This is a genomic window from Roseburia sp. AM59-24XD, assembly GCF_003478445.1.
In the GTDB taxonomy this organism is placed as follows: Bacteria; Bacillota; Clostridia; order Lachnospirales; family Lachnospiraceae; genus Jutongia.
In genome coordinates this window covers 1-18,256 of record NZ_QUET01000044.1, presented here as the reverse complement: position 1 = coordinate 18,256, position 18,256 = coordinate 1, and the positions used below count along the sequence as shown (strand labels likewise).

The following is an 18,256-nucleotide window of genomic DNA, read 5'->3' as shown; positions in this document are numbered from 1 at the left end:
TTATGTAAAAAGTTTTTACATACTTTTACATAACCCCTATATAGCATTTACATGGCATTGTTATGATGAAAATGTAAAAAGTAGAATGAAGAATAAGTGAAGAGACGAATCAGGACGTACACATTCAATGAGGTATGTGTAAAGATCCGGAAAAATGGAGGAAAAAAGATGAACAGTACGGTTCAGATCGCATTTGGATTGCTGGGAGGTCTGGCATTATTCCTGTTTGGAATGAATTTGATGAGTGAGTGTCTGCAGAAGGCAGCAGGCGAGAAAATGAAGGCAATTCTTGCACTTTTAACGAAAAATCCGATACTTGGTGTTTTGGCAGGTGCTTTGACGACGGCTGTTTTACAGAGCAGCAGTGCGACAACAGTTATGACGATTGGTTTTGTCAGTGCGGGACTGATGAGTCTTCCGCAGGCAATTTCTATTATACTTGGTGCCAACATTGGTACAACAATGACGGCACAGATCATTGCATTTAAGATCAGCGATTATATTTATCTGATCATTTTTGCAGGCTTTATCATTTCCTTTATCTGCAAATCCGAGAAGGTGAAAAACATCGGTCAGACAATTTTTGCTTTTGGTGTTCTTTTCCTTGGGATTGAGACGATGGGAGATGTCATGAAGCCGCTGGCGGCAAGCCCGGTATTCACGGCAATGATCGCAAAGGTAGCACATATTCCGGTGCTTGGTGTCTGTGTGGGAACATTGATGACACTTGTTGTACAGAGCAGCTCGGCAACGATTGCGGTGCTGCAGAATTTTGCAGAGCAGGCGGGACCGGATGGAACAACAAGTATTCTTGGTCTTGCGGGTGCGATCCCGATCCTGCTTGGTGATAATATTGGTACAACGATCACTGCACTGCTTGCCAGTGTTGGTCAGTCAAGAGATGCAAAGCGTACCGCACTTGCGCATTGTATGTTTAATGTCAGCGGAAGTCTGATCTTTATCTGGTTTGTGCATCCGTATGCAAAGCTGATCCAGTATATTTCCCCGAAGGGGGCAGAGGTTGATGTGATCTCACGTCAGATTGCGAATGCGCATACCGGCTTTAACTTTATTATGACACTTCTCTGGCTCCCACTGATCTGGCTGCTGGTGAAGATCGTTATGTTTATTATTCCGGGAGAAAAGGATGAGAAGGATGCATCACAGCCGATGTATCTGGACAATAATCTGGTCAATCAGCCGACAGCGGCACTTCGTCTGGTATCTCAGGAGGTGATCCGGTTGAGCGGACTGGTAAAGGAGATCATTAACGATATTTCGGATGTGGCAGGCTTAAAAGATTGGACTTATGTGGAGGATCTGCAGAGTAAGATCCAGGTCGTACAGAATCTGGATGAACGGATCACGGAATATCTGACTAACCTGTTTTCGGCAGGTGTTCTGACCGAGGAGCAGGCAACACAGACGGCAGGTATCATGTATGTGCTCAGCGATGTCAACCGTCTTGCATTGTTGTGTGGCGATATTCTTGCGGTATTTGAGGAGGAGGGGAATAAGTCCTCCAAGAAATCCGTGCTTTCCAAGGACGCCTCCAGAGATCTGGAGAAGAGTCTGAAGCTGATCGGCGATATGTATGATGCTTCCCTGAAGGTAATGGAAACCGGTGATAAGGACAATGCCGCTAAGATCATTAAGAAGAGAGATAAGATTCTGGAACTTGATCTGAAGCTTCGCAAGGATCATATGAAGCGTGTCAGCACCGGAAAATGTAAAGCGAGTCTGACCTCTTCCTTTAATAAGATCCTTCACAGCATTGACCGAATGGGAAACAGTTGTGTTAATATTGCGGATGCGGTCATGGAGTCCGTTGATTTTGGATATTTTAATTAAGCGTACGCAATGAATTTGTGATATACTCAACCTAAAAGGATAGAAAGGCGGGACGGCTATGGCATTAATTTATATTGTGGAGGACGACAAAAATATCAGCGAGATTGAGAGCTTTTCGCTCAAAAACGCGGGACATCAGACGGTGGAATTCCCGGATGGACGTTCCTTCTATAAGGAACTGGCAGAGAAGAAGCCGGATCTGATCCTGCTTGATATTATGCTGCCGGATGAGGATGGTCTGTCAATCCTTCGGAAGATCCGCGAGAAAAGAGAGACGAAGAGGATTCCGGTGATCATGGTGACAGCGAAAACGACAGAGATTGATAAGGTGAAGGGACTTGATAATGGTGCGGACGATTATATGACGAAGCCGTTTGGAGTTATGGAGCTGGTTTCCCGTGTCAAGGCACTTCTTCGAAGAACAGGAGAGCAGGATGCGGAGAAGGTGATCAAGATCGGGGATCTTGTGATCGATGACGAGAAACGAAAGGTTTTTGTGTCAGGCAGTGCGGTAGAGCTTACTTATAAAGAGTATGAGTTGTTGCATTATCTGGCGCAGAATCAGGAGATCGTGCTTCCCAGAGACAGCATTATGGAGCATATCTGGCATGCAAACTGTGAGATTGAATCGCGCACGCTCGATGTGCATATCAAGACACTGCGTCATAAGCTTGGAGATGCAGGAAAATATATTAAAACCGTACGGAATGTCGGGTACTGCATGAATCTTGTGTAGAAAAGGGAAAGACTTGACATATAACGCAGGAAGGAGAAAAGTAAAACTGCCGGAATGGTCTACATAACATTAAAAAAAACTGTTCCGGCAGAGGAAAGGAATTGATGGATGAAACGGCGGATTAACATTTTATGTATGATATTGACGGTGATCACAATATTGGAGACAGTAGCACTTTCTGCGACTGTCTTTTATGGTGTATTGACGAAGGAAGTCATTCAGGATCTAAGAAATTCGGCAGATGTGATGGTCGAGTCGGATGCGTGGCAGATGGTGTCAGATCCGGCAAATGTCCATATGGAAAATACACCGAAGCATCTTCGTATCACGCTGATCAACCCGGATGGTAATGCAGTCTGTGACAGCGATGCGGATGTGAGGGGCATGGGAAACCACAAAAATCGTCCGGAGATTGCATCCGCATTTTCAAAGGGAGAGGGCAAGGCGGTGCGTAATTCACAGACACTTGGCAAAAGTGCGTTTTATTATGCGGTTCGGCTGGATAATGGTTATGTGCTGCGTATCTCCAAGGAGGTCAGCAGTATGACGGGGATTTTGCTGAGCACTGTGCCAAGGCTTGTTGTTCTCAGTGTTCTTCTGTTTGCGGCATGTGTGATCCTGTCCCACGCATTGACGAAAAGTATCGTTAAGCCGATCGAGGAGCTTGCCAAGAATCTGGAGGGACCGGGCATGTATCATGTATATGAGGAGCTTGAGCCGTACGTGACAACGATACGTGCGCAGCATGAGGACATTATCCGCAATGCCAATATGCGGCAGGAATTTACGGCAAATGTTTCCCATGAATTGAAGACGCCGCTGACCTCCATTTCAGGTTATTCGGAATTGATTGAAAATGGGATTGCGACAGGGGACGATGTGCAGAGATTTGCCAGAGAGATCCATAAGAGTTCAAACCGTCTTCTGACGCTGATAAATGACATCATTCGCTTGTCTGAACTTGATGTGACAACGGAAGATATTATGGAGGAGCTTGATATCTGCGATATGGCGGCCAATTGTGTGGAGATGCTTCAAATGTCTGCAGAAAAGCATCAGGTACAGCTTTCTTTCTCGGGAGAGCCGCAGATGGTGACGGCGAACCGGCAGATGATGGACGAGCTGATCTACAATCTGTGTGACAATGCGATCCGGTATAATAATCCGGGCGGACGTGTGGATGTATCGGTTTACCGGGAGGTTGAGCGTGTTGTTCTCGAGGTGAAGGATAACGGGATCGGGATTCCGGAGAAGGATCAGGAACGCATTTTTGAACGTTTTTACCGCGTGGACAAGAGCCGTTCGAAATCAACGGGCGGTACCGGTCTTGGACTGGCGATCGTGAAGCATATCATTGCGTTGCACGACAATGTGAAGCTCGAGCTTCGCAGTAAGCTGGGCGAGGGAACAACAATATATGTTTATTTTACAAAATAACGGTTTTGTGGTTTTAACAACGGAAATTCTTCTTTGTTTTCGGTAAGATAACTTCAGAACCGGAAAACAGACCGGTTTCGTGAAAATAAGTCAAACAATGAGGAAACGAGGGGGAACGACTATGGTACGTCAGGTAATAAAAATTGATGAAGAAAAATGCAACGGATGTGGTCTGTGTGTCAATGCATGTCATGAGGGAGCGATCGCTCTGGTGCACGGAAAAGCACATCTGATGAGGGATGATTACTGCGACGGTCTTGGAGACTGTCTGCCGTCCTGCCCGACAGGGGCGATCTCATTTGAGCAGAGAGAGGCGGCTGCTTATGACGAGGCGGCTGTGCTGAAGGCGAAGGAGGAGAAGGCGGCAAAGGAGAAACAGATCCGGGCAAGGGCGATGACGGGCGGCTGTCCGGGCAGCAGGATGATGCAGTTTGACAGAGCCTCAGGGAAGCAACAGCCTTCCGGCACGGAGCAGCTGCAGGGAGCAGTCAGCGAGCTTTCGCAGTGGCCGGTCCAGATTAAACTTGCACCGGTGAATGCACCGTATTTTGAAGGGGCAGATCTTCTGGTGGCAGCGGATTGTACGGCATACGCGTATGCATCCTTCCATCAGGATTTTATCCGTGGAAGAGTGACGTTGATCGGATGCCCGAAGTTAGATGATGTCGATTACAGCGAGAAGCTGACCGAGATCCTGCGCCGGAATGAGCTGCGCAGTGTGACGATCGTGCGCATGGAGGTACCATGCTGCGGCGGGCTGGAGCAAGCGGTTAAGACCGCATTACAAAACAGCGGCAAAATGATCCCGTGGCAGGTCAGAGTCATTTCGACAGATGGACGAATCCTGTCATAGACAGATATGAATATGGAATCCTGTAGGTGAGGAAAACGGCGGAATATTGCATTTCCGCCGTTTTTTCGTCGAAAATTGCAGCTGCTTTTATATTGATAAGCGGGCTTTGACTATCTTACAATAAATGAAAAGGAGTCCCGGATATGGGACAGCACAACGAAAAGGGGATAGGATATGGAAGTAATCAAAGTGTTAGTCGTGGATGATAACAAGCGGATCGTGACGATCCTGAAGGAAGCACTGGAGCGTGAAACGGATATGGAGGTGGTCGGAACAGCATCTGACGGAGAGGAGGCACTTCACAAGATATCGGCACTGCGTCCGGATGTCGTTCTGTTGGATCTGATCATGCCGAAGGTGGACGGACTCGGCGTGATGGAGCGCATGAAAAAGGGAGCTCCGACTCTGGCTCCGGAGTTTGTCGTTGTGTCGGCGGTAAGTCAGGAGCGCGTGACCGAGAATGCGTTTCGTCTCGGGGCTGCTTATTATATTCTCAAACCCTTTGACACCCGTGTGGTTGTGTCGCGGGTGCGGGCGGTTGGACAAAATGAGAAAGGCAGGGACAGGAACGAGCAGAGAGTTATCAATACGGTTTTTGAAAACAAGCACCGGAGAATGGAGGATTCCCTCGAATCGGATGTGACGGATGTGATCCATGAGATCGGTGTTCCGGCACATATTAAGGGGTACCAGTATCTGCGGGATGCGATCATCATGTCAGTCAATGATAATGAGATGCTCGGCGCGATCACGAAGGTGCTGTATCCGACGATCGCCCGCAATTATAAGACAACGTCAAGCAGGGTAGAGCGGGCAATCCGCCATGCTATTGAGGTGGCGTGGAGTCGTGGACGGATGGAGACGATCGAAGAATTGTTTGGTTACACTGTTAATTCCGGCAAGGGAAAACCGACAAACTCTGAATTTATCGCACTGATCGCAGATAAAATCCGTCTGGAATACAAGCTTCGTGCATGAGAAAGCACACTTAACTTTCCGTAAAAAACACTTTTCACAGGCTCTGAAATAAGGTATAATTATTTTAATGGAATGCACGGGTAATTCTGACACCATATCCGTGACATTCATTGGAGTTTACAAACTGAATGGAGGGTGTATATGAAAAACATATTATTTGTGGCTTCCGAGTGTGTACCATTTGTGAAAACCGGAGGTCTGGCAGATGTTGTGGGGTCTTTGCCAAAGTATTTCAACAAGAAAGAGTATGATGTGCGTGTTATGATTCCAAAGTACGCATGCATTCCACAGGAGTGGAAGGACAAGATGCAGTACAAGACGCACTTCTATATGGATTTGGCATGGAGAAGCCAGTATGTTGGTATCTTAGAGATGGAGTATGAGGGAGTTCATTTCTATTTTATCGATAATGAGTTCTATTTCGCAGGATTTCATCCATATGGCAATATTTTCGAGGATATTGAGAAGTTTGCATTTTTCTGTAAAGCAGCATTGTCTGCAATGCCTTCTCTGGATTTCCGTCCGGATATCATCCACTGCCATGACTGGCAGACAGGACTGATCCCGGTATATATTAAGGACAGCTTCAATGATAACCCGTTCTACCATGGTATCAAGACGATCATGACGATACATAACCTGAAGTTCCAGGGTATCTGGGATAAGCAGAAGGTCATTGACATCACAGGCTTGAACGAGTATTATTTCACCAGTGACAAGCTGGAGGCATATGGTGATGCCAACTATCTCAAGGGCGGTATCGTATATGCTGATATGGTAACGACAGTCAGCGATTCCTATGCGGAGGAGATCAAGATGCCGTTCTATGGAGAGCATCTGGATGGTCTGATGCGTGCGCGCAGCAATTGCCTGCGTGGTATTGTTAACGGTCTGGATTACGATGAGTACAATCCGGAGACCGATCCACTGATCTACGCCAACTACAATGCCAAGACATTCCGTAAGGAGAAGATCAAGAACAAACGCGGTCTTCAGAAGGAGCTTGGTCTTGATCAGAACGATAAAGCATTTATGATCGGTATTGTATCACGTCTGACGGATCAGAAGGGCTTTGACCTCATTAATTATGTGATCGAGGAGATCTGTGCAGAGGATACACAGCTTGTGGTTCTCGGAACCGGTGAGGAGCGTTATGAGAATCTGTTCCGTCACTTCGAGTGGAAGTATCACGGAAGAGTTTCTGCGAATATCTTCTATTCCAATGAGCGCTCTCATAAGATCTATGCAGCGTGTGATGCATTCCTGATGCCATCTCTGTTCGAGCCGTGTGGTCTGAGCCAGTTGATGAGTCTTCGTTATGGTACTGTTCCAATCGTACGTGAAACCGGTGGTCTGAAGGATACCGTAGAGCCGTACAATGAGTATGAGGGAAAGGGAACCGGTTTCTCTTTTGCCAACTACAATGCGCATGAGATGCTTGCTACGATCCGCTACGCAAAGGATGTGTACTACAATCGTAAGAGAGAGTGGAACAAGATCATTGACCGTGGCATGGCGATGGATTTCTCATGGAATCATTCTGCGAAGAAGTACGAGGATATGTACAACGAGTTAGTATGATCCTATGACGGTCAGGTCATTATATAGGATTAAGCTTCTGTATATTTTATCTGCACCATCAAAGGCGGGCGGATAACGACAATATAGAATCGGAGGTTTGACATTGTGCGATTAGACAAGTATTTAGCACAGATGTCCATGGGAACACGGTCTGAGGTGAAGAAATTCATCAAATCAGGCCGTGTTTTTGTCAATGGAGCGCCGGCATCGGGACCGGAGCAGAAGGTGACAGAAGAGGACGATGTGGAATTGGACGGAGAGAAAGTCTCTTATGAGCGATATGTTTATTATATGTTAAATAAACCACAGGGCGTGGTGTCAGCCACAAAGGATAACACCTGCCGTACGGTACTGTCCCTGATCACGGACGGTACGAAAAAGGATCTGTTCCCGGTGGGACGGCTGGACAAGGACACAGAGGGGCTGCTTCTGATCACTAATGATGGGGTATTGTCTCACGATCTTCTGGCACCCGGAAAGCATGTGTGGAAGACATATTTTGTCAGGGTTCAAGGCATATTAGAGGATAAGGATATAGAACGCCTGGAGAATGGCATGGATATTGGAGATGACCGGATGACACTTCCGGCGAAGGTGAAGAGACTGGATGCGGTGTCGTTGTCGCTAAGTGCGGATGATCCGGGATATCCGGGGGATACTGAGTCCTGTCTGGAGCTTTCAATCCGTGAGGGACGTTTTCATCAGGTGAAACGCATGTTAGCAGGAGTCGGGCATCCGGTTCTTTATCTCAAACGCCTGAGTATGGGAAGTCTGCGGCTGGATGAGGCGTTGAAGCAGGGAGAGTATCGCAGACTTACGCCGGAGGAGATAGCAGCACTTCAAAAGAAATAGAAAACGAAAGGGGGAGTATTTATGAAGAAAAAGCGGTGTACCGGAAAATGGACAGCAGTAAGGAAAAGCAGACAGCGTAGTGCGGTTGACAGTCATTACCGCGCTGGCAAAACTGAGCGACCGGGCAGTATTCATCGGAAATATTTTTCTCTGACATCGGCACAGGATGGCATGCCGTTGAGGGGGATGATGGTTATTCCGGCTCATCCGAGGGCGGTCTTACAGATCGCACACGGCATGTGTGAGCATAAGGAAAGGTATCTGCCATTTATGCGTTATATGGCGGACAGAGGATATCTCTGTGTGATTCATGACCACCGTGGGCATGGTGCGAGCAGACGGGAGGCGGCTCAGACAGAGCCGGTATCCGGAGAAGGGATTCCTGCAGGTCTCGGATATTTTGGTGAGGATGGAGGCAGAGCTTTGGTGGAGGATCTGCATCAGATCACAAGGATCATCAAAAAGCATTATCCGGGACTGCCTTATTTTATGCTGGGACACAGCATGGGATCACTGGCGGTGCGCTGTTATCTGAAGAAGTATGATCGGGAGTTAGACGGTTTGATCGTATGTGGCTGCCCGGGCAAGAATACGATGGCACCGTTGGGGACAGCGCTGATCCGGATGTTGCAGACAACAAAGGATCCGCACAGTAAAAGTCGTCTGGCAGACAGTATCTTTGCGAATATGTTTGACCGCCCGTTCCGTGCAGAGAACCTGATCCATGCGTGGATCTGTTCTGACCGGAAAGTGGTGGAGACATACAATAAAGATCCACTTTGCAATTTTACATTTACACTGAACGGATATGAATCATTACTGTGGCTGATGAGGCAGACCTACAGCAGAATGGGCTGGAGAGTGAGAAATCATAAGCTTCCGGTCTTGTTTGTATCCGGGGCATCGGATCCTTGTCTGGGCGGCAGCGCAAAGCTGGCACAGGCGGTCGGTCATTTGAAGAAACGGGGATATGCTCATGTTTCTTCACGTCTGTACCCGGGCATGCGTCATGAGATTCTGAACGAAAAGGGACGTTTTAAGGTGTATCAGGATATTGCACATTTTCTTCAAAGGGCAGAGTAAAGTTGATGAGACGGCGATGAAGCGGAGGGAGTAAGCCGGGAGAGCTTTTGTTTTATGGTTTGGCTTGTAACACGAAGAGAATATCCCTTTCCTGTTCATGAAGCCGGTCATTACTCGACTTATATTGGGAAATGGTTCTTTCGTTTTTTAGAGAATCAGGAGAAATGATTTGTTCTCCCTGAAACCAATTATCTGGTCATATTTTTTAAGTCCTCGATCAATTCCAGATCCTCCGGATTGACCTTGAGATTGGTAGAAATGTTCTGTCCCTCCGGCGTGGTAATATTGATCTCAAGAATCGTTCCTTCTCTAAAACATTATTATTTACAGCGGCTTGCAGAAACATAGGAAACTTCGGATGGGAAGCCGTAAATTTCTCCCATGAGTTTTTTAAACGAAATATCATAGCTGGGTTGATCATTGGTATATTCCTCGTCTTTCTATTGTACATATTCGTTCGGAATAAAATATTGTGTTCCGGATATTCTGATATGCGCTGGTAAGTAGTTTAACACAGTAAGCAAAATAATCAAGTGGTTTGAAAGAAAAATTCAAGGAATCAAAAATTTGTAGAATTAAAATCTGCAGAACGAGATTTCAGCGCCGTACAGAAAGAGCAGTTTCGGTTGTAATCAAGACAGGTGTGTTATAAAATAGAATCGGAACTAATATGGTAGCTTTAGGGCTGTGAACCAAAGCTTGTGGATGTGTTAGGTGATAATTTCGGATTAGTATAGAATATAGTCAGGAAAGCAGGAAGAAAATGAAAAGAATCCTATTTTTTATCAAAAAAGAAACCGTTTTAGTCGTTGCTATTTTATTAGCTGTAATTTCTATGATATTTATTCCACCGGATCAGCAATATCCGGAATATATTGATTTTCGGACCCTTGGTATTCTTTTTGGATTGATGACCTGTGTGGCAGGGGTACAGCAGCTGGGGGTATTTGATCGTCTTGCCGGGATGCTGTTGCGGAAAGTATCCGGCAGAATGGCGATTACTTCTGTTTTAGTGATGCTTTGTTTTTTTTCTTCCATGCTGCTCACAAATGATGTGGCATTGATTACGTTTGTTCCATTTTCCTTGATACTTCTTCAAAGAAAAAAAGAACTATTTGATGAAAAATGGATTCTTCGGATTGTGGTGATGCAGACCATTGCGGCAAATTTGGGAAGTATGCTGACCCCCATTGGCAATCCGCAAAATTTGTATCTGTTTGGATTGGCACAGATGAGAATTGAAAAATTTATATTGCTTATGCTGCCATATTCTGTGATGGCTTTTTTGGTGCTTATAATATGGATCATACTGGCATCCGGCATTAGCCGGATATATGTAAGGAATGATCAAAAACAAGACCAGACAACGATAAAGGATATACAAGATAATAAAATTACTTTCAGTAAAGAGGATGGGAGACATCAATTATCTGAGGAAAAACACTCTGAAAAATCGATATCTTTTTCGTGGAAATTATGGTGTTATTGTGTGCTATTTCTTTTGGGACTCCTTGTTGTGGGAAGGGTTCTTCCATGGTTTGTTTTCACTGTGTTTGTTTTGGTATTTACATTCGCCGCTGATAGGAAGACATTAATGAAAGTAGATTATTCGCTTCTTGGACCTTTGCGGCGTTATTTATTTTTATTGGAAATTTAGGGAGGATAGAAGTATTTCGACAGTTTTTGGAAAGAATGATCCGCGGAAGAGAAATGGTTACTGCTGTGCTTGCCAGTCAGGTGATGAGTAATGTGCCTGCAGCGATTCTCCTGTCCGGATTTACGGACGCAATTTCCAATCTGATCGTGGGCACGAATATCGGAGGACTGGGAACATTGATTGCATCAATGGCAAGTCTGATCAGTTTTAAATATATTGCCAGAGAATACCCTGCACAAAAGGGAAGATATTTTTGCATGTTTACATTGGCCAATGTATTCTTTTTGCTTGCGATGTTGATAGTATACCTCGTCTTTCTATCGCCTGTGTTCGTCAAAAATAAAACAATTTGTCTTAGCATTCTGATATGTGTTGGAAGATAGTTTGACACAGTATGATCAGGGCATTCCACAATTTCAGCTGCACATAGGAAGAGCAATTCCGGTTGTAATGAAGAGAGGGGTGTTATAAAATAGAACCAGTATAGATATGGGAAATGGTACAGAATATGTCAGGAAAGCAGGCGGAACAATGATACAGGATATATTACCTCAAAAACTTTATAATACATTTGTCAGAAAGGAGCCTTTGCCGGACAGCAGGATCTTAAGCTTCCGGGGGGGACAGGCGTATTACCGGGAGCGGGACGGAGAGATTATGTTTCTTTCCTTTCGCCGGGTGAATGAATATTACGAGGAGAAAGGACAGGAGCTTCCGGAGGCAGTTTTTTTATTTTCTGTGGATACACAGGATTATTTTCTGATGGATCTGGGGGATATTTTAATCGAGAGATATACATATCATAAAATGTTTGAAACCCGCCGGTTGTTTCCGAAGGAGAATGTTCTGGCGGCAGCAACGGGCTGGCACTTGTATATATGGTACCGGGACAATCAGTATTGTGGAAGATGCGCCCGGAAACTGGTACACGATGATAAACTCCGGATGATGAAGTGTCCGGATTGTGGCAATATGGTATTTCCTAAAATTGCACCGGCAGTGATCGTGGGGGTGATAGATGGAGACCGGATTCTGATGACCAAATATGCGGACAGAGAATATAAGAAATATGCGTTGATCGCAGGCTTTACGGAAATTGGAGAGACAGCGGAGCAGACGGTGGAGCGGGAGGTCATGGAGGAAGTTGGTCTTTCTGTGAAAAATATCCGTTATTACAAAAGTCAGCCATGGGGATATGACAGTAATCTTTTGCTGGGATATTTCTGCGATCTGGCACAGGAAGAAGAAATCCATCTGGATCAAACAGAGCTTTCCCTGGCAGAATGGGTGGATTACCGGGATGTTCCGGATGACCCGGAAGGCTTAAGTCTCACCAGAGAAATGATGATCACGTTCCGGGAGCAGAAAAAACGGGAGCACAGTCAGAGATCATAGGACAGGAGATCAAAGAGAGGATAATTGGCCTGACATTAGAGCAATGATAAAATACAAGGATAAATAGTGCGTCTGTGAGGCGAAAAATACAGAACAAAAAGAAAACTAATATTAGAAACGCAGAGATAGAGATGACAAATTTTGATTATTATGCACCGACAAAGGTGGTTTTTGGAAAAGGAACAGAGGATCAGGAGGATATGTACCGAATTTATAAAATGGCGATGTAGAGGTGTTTTTTAATGAATCCGGCAGGCAGACAAAACCAACAGGAGAGGGTGGTAAAGAACAAATGATAGCTTTAAACGATTATTTATATTCGGGAGATACGGTACTTCGGATATTGCAGAAATACAGCAGTTTATTTGGTAAATTAACAGAACCATCTGAAAAAGTTGTCATATACTGTAATATACTTTCATAGCAAAGGATGGAAAATGATATGGCACGATTTACAAATCAGGCGCAGCTGCGGTATGGAAATGCTGTGACAAACTCCAACATTGCAGTGGGGGAGATCCTTGAGGTGCTTTCTGCAACCAAGACAGCTGTCAGAGCGACTTATGGGCAGAATGATAATGTCACGTATATTGTGAGCATTGTCAATTCCGGGACGATTCCGGTCACAGGGCTTACGCTGACGGATAATTTAGGAGCGTATACCTTTGGGACAGGAGAACTGGTTCCATTGACTTATGTTGCCGGAACGATCAATTATTATGTCAATGGTACCCTGCAGACAACACCAACAGTTACCGCAGGTCCGCCGATGACTGTCACAGGGATCAATGTACCTGCAGGGGGAAATGCTACGATCATTTATGAGGCATCTGTCAATCAGAATGCTCCATTGGCAGCGGAATCTGAGATCACCAATACGGCGACGATCACCGGAGGAGGGATCACTCCAATCAAGGTGACGGAAACGATTGGTGCTGTCAGTGCACCAAATCTGAATATTACGAAATCGATCAGCCCGGTACCGGTGACGGAAAACGGTACGCTGACGTATACTTTCGTGATCCAGAATTTTGGCAATGTGGCAGCCAATGCAGCAACCGGGGCAGTGATCACAGATACCTTTGATCCTGTTTTGTCAAATCTGACCGTAACCTTTAACGGTACGGCATGGACAGATCCGACGGAGTACACCTATGATGAGACTACAGGGGTATTTGCAACGGCAGCAGGGGAGATCACGGTACCGGCAGCCACTTATACCCAGGATCCTGTCAGTGGTGCATGGGTAGCAAATCCGGGAGTCAGCACGCTGGTGGTAACAGGAACCATTTAAAAATAACGAGAGCGAGTTAAGAGAGACAGGTGGAAAGAGGAAGACAGGTTTGATATAAGACCGGTCCTCCTCTTTTTAATGCTGTTTAAAATTCTGCCGGAGCTGGGAAGGACTCATACCGTAAGTGTGGCGGATTGAACGGGAAAAGTTATGGGGTTCGCTAAAACCACATTGACTGCTGATCGCTGCAATAGAAAGATTGGTGCTTATCAGAAGTTCTCTGCCCCGTTCCATAATATATTCCGTTAAATATTGTTTTAAATGGATGCCGGTTTCCCGGTAAAAAAGCTGTGACAGGTATTTCAGTTGATGATTTGATATGTTTTTTTTTGCTGTCAAGCCATTCTAGTGCTACTTGTTTGACAGTTGTCTTTGTGTCTGTCAGGTTGGTTTTTTGACCATTCTTCCATTTTAGGTATTTTGCTTTACATGCCTTTTCTGTCTTGCCGGTAAAGCTTTGCCCATCAATACGAAATCGTTTGTAGGTGATTCCTTTTACTGAGATGCTATCCCAGCAGCCTTCTCCATGTCTTCTTTTACTCATAGGTATCATCCTCATTAAAAATGTGATTGCTATGTAAATCACTGTACTGAGAATGATCTTTGATTTTCCAAAAAGTTTTCCAAATTAAAATGGAAAACGGAATGCCTTTTCGGTTGTTTTGGGCTTCGATCGACAAATCAGAAAGTTGCCCGGAAACGACAAAAGCCCCGGAAACTCTACGTTTCCAAGGCTTTTTCTCAAAGCTGAAAATCGGACTCGAACCGACGACCCCTTCATTACGAGTGAAGTGCTCTACCAACTGAGCTATTTCAGCACTGCACATTATTCTAACGTATTTATAGTAAAAAATCAACCCCTTTTTTATTAGAATAAAATGGTCTATAGTAATAAGGTATGGTATTATGGTGTCTGCGGCGTAACGCCTGCAGTGATTTGGAACGGCATGGATATCGTGTGCCTTTAGTCCGATGTTGGCGGGCTGAGAAAGGAATGTTAGATTAGTATGAATAAAAATATTGAATTTTATGGAACATTGGGAAGTGCGTGCGAGAGCGAAAAGACGCTGGAGGAAATGTTTCGTACCGGTATGACGGGGGTTCGGGTGAATCTTTCCCATCAGGATCTGGAGGACAGGCAGGAGTGGCTGGCCAGTATGCGTAAGGCAGCAAAGCGCTGCGACATCAAGCCGGAGCTTCTCGTAGATCTGCAGGGACCGGAGCTTCGTATTGGTAAGCTTAAGAAGCCACTTATCCTTGAAGAGGGCAAGAAGCTCATTCTCGGAAAGGGAGGAGTTAAGCTTTCTAAGCAGATTCTTGGCTCGTTGGAAAAGGGCAGCGAGATTTTGATCGACGATGGAAAGATTTTATTGACGGTCAAGAAAGCGAAGGAGCGTTATGCGGAGTGTGTGGTTCTTCGTGGTGGCGTTCTTAAATCCAAGAAGAGTATTACGATTCCGGGGTTGGCGATTGAGCTTCCGACGTTGACGAAGGCGGATCTTATGAATATCCACAATGCGCATGAGGCGGGAGTGACAGGAGTCATGCTTCCGTTTGTCCGTGGGGCACAGGACATTATCAATCTCAGAAAGACGCTGGAAGCAGAAGGCGTAGGAGATATCCGTATTTTTGCAAAATAGAGAATCTTGCCGGTTATGAGGCGATTGACGAGATCATTCCCGAAAGTGATATGATCGTGATCGCCAGAGGAGATCTGGGAATGGCAGTTCCGCTCTGGGAGCTTCCGACGATCCAGAAGGATATCAGTGAGCGTTGTAAGAAGGCAGGAAAGCCGTTTATGGTTGTGACACAGCTTCTTCATTCGATGGAGGAGGCGATGGTTCCGACAAGAGCCGAGGTTTCGGATATTTATAATGCGGTGTTGGATGGCGCAGATGCATTAATGCTGACAGGAGAGACGGCAGCCGGTAATTATCCGGGTATTGCCATGGGATATCTGGTGCAGACTGCCAAGCAGGCATGCGCATATCTGGACAAAGATAACGACAAATGATCATGTAGTCATAAAGGAGGAGCGGCATGGCAGGATCTGTAGAACATATGGCAGTGGCAGTGGAACTGCTGCGGGAGGATCAGAGGCAGCAGGGAAGCTTTCTGAAGCTGAAGGATCCGGTACATTTTGTTCTGGGGAATCTTGCGCCGGACGGCATTATGTCCCGGAAAGGCTATGTGCGGTCCATGAAGATGCATACGCATTTTCGCGATGGCATTCCGGACTGGGAATTTACAAGGGAAGATCATCAGAAAGTCTTTCATCAGAGGATTCGCAGCTTTTGTGTACAGATGCTGTCGGAACATGCTTTGGACCAGGATCTGTATCTGGGTTATGTGACACATATTCTGACGGATGAGATCTTTATGAAAACAATCCGGCAGGAATTCATGGAAAAGATTGCGGCAATCGGACTGACGGACCGGGATGCGGAAACCTTTGAGCATTTTACCTATGATGTCAACCAGATTGATTTCAGACTGGGCAGGGAGTATCCGGGGATCAAACGTGCAGAGGATTGTCTGCGCTGCGAGGATTCGTGCAGCATTCTGGAGATGGTGGAGCCGGAGAGGAAGGCAGATCCTGACGCAGCAAAGCAGGAGTTGGAGAAGGTGGCGTATCTTAATGTGGTGAAGCCGGATCCGGAAAAGGTAGAAGATATTGATGCAGCAAAGCCGGCGGAGAGAGTGGCGATGATCACTTCGGAAGAGCTTGCGGACAGCCGTGAGTGGGTCCGGAATTTCTTTTTTGATCGGGCGCCTGCGCCGCAGAAGCCGGTTTATTACACCTATGACCGCGCAGTGGAATTTATCGGGGAAGCGGCAGCTTTCATAAAACAGAAGCTTCCGGAATATATTTGATAAAGACAAGCACGGAGTATCACAGAGACGGAATGGAACACAGAAGGAGACAGATGGCGGGAAGAAAACGGCATGTCCGAGGAAGAAAAGGAAATCAAAAGAAAAAACAGAAAACGAAGCGTCGGCTATGGCTTTTGTTTGCATTGTCGGTGCTTTTTTTAGGGTGCATTCTGTACGACTGCCAGCGGAAGGGGTTGCTGCAGAAGGAATGGAATAAGATCACACAGCCGGGAAGTACCGAAAAACCTGTCTCCACCACATCAGGGGATGAGCAGATGATCCGTGTGCTGTTGACGAACGATGCTATGAACAGCATATACCATGATAAGGTTCGGATCAGTGGAACGGCGGAGTTACTTGTCCGACAAAACGGACAGACAAAGGTGTATGATAAGGGGCAGACCATTTCAGTGTCTGCAAATAATACAAAGAAATCTGCGAAAACAGTCAGGATATCCTGTCCGAAGGGGAGGATACGGGTTGAATCGATTACGCGGTCCGGAAAGGTGCAGGCGTATCGGGGAACCATGAAGCTTGTCCGAAAGAAGCAAGGACTTATCTTGATCAATACTTTGTCGCTGAGGGAATATCTGTATGGTGTTGTGCCGAGTGAAATGCCGTCTTCGTATCCGATGGAGGCGTTAAAGGCACAGGCGGTCTGTGCCAGATCCTTTGCATGGAGACAGATGCGTTCCAACAGTTATAAAGCGTATGGTGCCGATGTGGATGATACGACGGCATTTCAGGTGTATCATATGGCAGGAGAGGATGCGCGGACCAGAAGGGCAGTTGACCGCACGGCAGGAAAGAAGGTTTATTCCGGGGATCACGTTATTACAACCTATTATTATTCCACGTCCTGGGGTTGCAGCGCTTCCGAGCAGGAGGCATGGGGAACGGCAAAAGGAAGTAATTACCCGGTGCGATTTCAGACGGACAGTGAGGATGTGGGACAGGGACTGTCAAGCGAGATGCGCTTTTATGACTTTATCACGGGCAGCAAAGAAACCTATGATTCCGGGTATGACTGGTACCGATGGAGTGTGACGCTTTCGGCAGATACGCTGGGAGCAAAGCTTGGCATCGGAACTGTTCGAAAGATCACGGTGATATCACGCGGCAAAAGCGGACTGATCCGCAAGCTTCGCGTCCGTGGTTCGCTTGGAAGGATCACGCTGGAGGGGCAGGAGGAGATTCGTCAGAAGCTGTATCCATCAGAAACTGAGATTACGAAGAAGAAATCCGGAGAAACGGCAGTATTATCCATGCTTCCAAGTGCGGCGTTTACAGTGTTAGATGGCTCAGAAAAAGGAACGAGGACATTTACGCTGATTGGCGGCGGTCTTGGTCACGGCGTGGGAATGAGTCAGAACGGAGCCGGAGAAATGGCACGGCAGGGCAAAAACTACCGGCAGATATTAAAACATTACTACAGTCATTGCAAGGTACAGTAGAAAATCAATATAGTATTTTACAAATGATAAATCAATGCAAAAGATAAAAATAAGAAAGCATAAACACCGATACATAAGGCGAAAGCGGATGAAAACCTCATTATTTACTCAAACTGATATGTAATGACTTTTGTCAAGAGTAAATTCGAAAAAAATCAAAAAAAATTAATTATTCTGTTTTCTGAAGGCACCCAGAAAGAGCTTCGGAGTA

Annotated in this window: 15 protein-coding genes, 1 tRNA gene and 1 pseudogene; 15 read left to right on the top strand and 2 right to left on the bottom strand. The window is 46.0% G+C overall.

Annotated features, from left to right (window positions below; all coding sequences use genetic code 11):
• Positions 1 to 168 precede the first annotated feature (168 nt).
• From DXA20_RS15095 to DXA20_RS15035, 12 genes are all read left to right on the top strand, one after another.
• Positions 169 to 1,851, top strand: a complete 1,683-nt coding sequence (locus DXA20_RS15095) for a Na/Pi cotransporter family protein (RefSeq protein WP_118561903.1) — start codon at positions 169 to 171, stop codon at positions 1,849 to 1,851.
• Positions 1,852 to 1,909: 58 nt separating this feature from the next.
• A complete protein-coding gene (locus tag DXA20_RS15090) occupies positions 1,910 to 2,587 on the top strand; it encodes a response regulator (protein WP_022306694.1) in 678 nt (225 codons plus the stop codon).
• Between the two features lie 108 nt (positions 2,588 to 2,695).
• Complete coding sequence (locus DXA20_RS15085; protein ID WP_118561895.1) at positions 2,696 to 4,024, top strand: sensor histidine kinase; 1,329 nt, start codon at positions 2,696 to 2,698, stop codon at positions 4,022 to 4,024.
• Between the two features lie 121 nt (positions 4,025 to 4,145).
• Complete coding sequence (locus tag DXA20_RS15080) at positions 4,146 to 4,877, top strand: ATP-binding protein (protein ID WP_118561893.1); 732 nt, start codon at positions 4,146 to 4,148, stop codon at positions 4,875 to 4,877.
• Between the two features lie 174 nt (positions 4,878 to 5,051).
• Positions 5,052 to 5,855, top strand: coding sequence for a sporulation transcription factor Spo0A (gene spo0A, locus DXA20_RS15075; RefSeq protein WP_118561891.1), 804 nt, complete (start codon positions 5,052 to 5,054; stop codon positions 5,853 to 5,855).
• 141 nt (positions 5,856 to 5,996) lie between these two features.
• Positions 5,997 to 7,436 (top strand): glycogen synthase GlgA, encoded by a 1,440-nt coding sequence (gene glgA / locus DXA20_RS15070; RefSeq protein ID WP_022305099.1) that lies wholly within the window; start codon positions 5,997 to 5,999, stop codon positions 7,434 to 7,436.
• A gap of 102 nt (positions 7,437 to 7,538) precedes the next feature.
• On the top strand, positions 7,539 to 8,288 hold the full coding sequence (locus tag DXA20_RS15065; RefSeq protein WP_118561889.1) for a pseudouridine synthase: 750 nt from the start codon (positions 7,539 to 7,541) through the stop codon (positions 8,286 to 8,288).
• A gap of 21 nt (positions 8,289 to 8,309) precedes the next feature.
• Positions 8,310 to 9,371, top strand: coding sequence for an alpha/beta fold hydrolase (locus DXA20_RS15060; protein WP_199877094.1), 1,062 nt, complete (start codon positions 8,310 to 8,312; stop codon positions 9,369 to 9,371).
• Between the two features lie 763 nt (positions 9,372 to 10,134).
• Positions 10,135 to 11,028, top strand: coding sequence for an SLC13 family permease (locus tag DXA20_RS15050; protein WP_330421071.1), 894 nt, complete (start codon positions 10,135 to 10,137; stop codon positions 11,026 to 11,028).
• Positions 11,029 to 11,054: 26 nt separating this feature from the next.
• Entirely contained in the window at positions 11,055 to 11,411 is a 357-nt protein-coding gene (locus tag DXA20_RS18170) for a hypothetical protein (protein WP_330421069.1), read from the top strand.
• 148 nt (positions 11,412 to 11,559) lie between these two features.
• On the top strand, positions 11,560 to 12,423 hold the full coding sequence (gene nudC / locus DXA20_RS15045; protein ID WP_118561899.1) for an NAD(+) diphosphatase: 864 nt from the start codon (positions 11,560 to 11,562) through the stop codon (positions 12,421 to 12,423).
• A 442-nt stretch (positions 12,424 to 12,865) separates the two neighbouring features.
• Positions 12,866 to 13,717, top strand: a complete 852-nt coding sequence (locus DXA20_RS15035) for a hypothetical protein (protein WP_118561897.1) — start codon at positions 12,866 to 12,868, stop codon at positions 13,715 to 13,717.
• A 75-nt stretch (positions 13,718 to 13,792) separates the two neighbouring features.
• Here DXA20_RS15035 and DXA20_RS18740 read toward each other — a convergent pair whose 3' ends face one another.
• The gene (locus DXA20_RS18740) at positions 13,793 to 14,056 is read right to left on the bottom strand and encodes a helix-turn-helix transcriptional regulator (protein WP_118561885.1); all 264 of its coding nucleotides are present in this window, start codon (positions 14,054 to 14,056) and stop codon (positions 13,793 to 13,795) included.
• 406 nt (positions 14,057 to 14,462) lie between these two features.
• A tRNA-Thr gene (locus tag DXA20_RS15025) sits at positions 14,463 to 14,535 on the bottom strand.
• A 189-nt stretch (positions 14,536 to 14,724) separates the two neighbouring features.
• Here DXA20_RS15025 and pyk point away from each other — a divergent pair.
• The 3 genes and pseudogenes from pyk (at position 14,725) to DXA20_RS15010 (ending at position 18,045) form a co-directional block, all read left to right on the top strand.
• Positions 14,725 to 15,731 (top strand): annotated as a pseudogene (pyk, locus tag DXA20_RS18735) (pyruvate kinase).
• A 26-nt stretch (positions 15,732 to 15,757) separates the two neighbouring features.
• On the top strand, positions 15,758 to 16,591 hold the full coding sequence (locus tag DXA20_RS15015; protein ID WP_118561883.1) for a zinc dependent phospholipase C family protein: 834 nt from the start codon (positions 15,758 to 15,760) through the stop codon (positions 16,589 to 16,591).
• A gap of 53 nt (positions 16,592 to 16,644) precedes the next feature.
• Positions 16,645 to 18,045, top strand: a complete 1,401-nt coding sequence (locus DXA20_RS15010; RefSeq protein WP_158577255.1) for a SpoIID/LytB domain-containing protein — start codon at positions 16,645 to 16,647, stop codon at positions 18,043 to 18,045.
• Positions 18,046 to 18,256 lie beyond the last annotated feature (211 nt).